The organism is Halomonas sp. ATBC28, from assembly GCF_005937175.1.
Taxonomy (GTDB): domain Bacteria; phylum Pseudomonadota; class Gammaproteobacteria; order Pseudomonadales; family Halomonadaceae; genus Vreelandella; species Vreelandella titanicae.
This window is the reverse complement of record NZ_VCQL01000156.1, coordinates 1-409: the sequence shown is the minus strand read 5'-3', so window position 1 is coordinate 409 and position 409 is coordinate 1. Positions and strand designations below refer to the sequence as shown.

Here is a 409-nt window from a genome sequence, read left to right as displayed (position 1 = left end):
GTTGATTCTCTTCAACCAAATCGGCAAGCGTGTAGTTATCCAGTTCCGTCAGAAAACTTTGCACGGCCTTAGAAAGCGCCTGTTTCAACCGACAGGCAGGTGTAATGTGGCAAAACTCACTGCTGCAATTCACCAGCGATAAGGGCTCCAGCTCGCGCACCACATCACCAATACGTATCGCACTCGCCGGTTTACCCAAGCGAATGCCGCCATTTTTTCCACGAACAGCAGTCACGTAGCCGGCACGACTAAGTTGATTGATTATTTTGACCATATGATTACGGGAGACGCCGTAGACGTCAGTCACTTCAGAAATACTGGTCATCCGCCCTTCTGGCAATGACGCCATGTAGATCAGCGCACGTAATCCGTAATCAGTGAAACTCGTTAACTGCACATCAACCTCAAA

At 49.1% G+C, this 409-nt stretch carries 1 protein-coding gene; it reads right to left on the bottom strand.

Going from position 1 to position 409, the window contains the following annotated elements:
• Window positions 1-409 (bottom strand): nitric oxide-sensing transcriptional repressor NsrR (gene nsrR, locus E0L35_RS25805; RefSeq protein WP_249362198.1); only part of this gene is annotated, 409 nt, incomplete at both ends.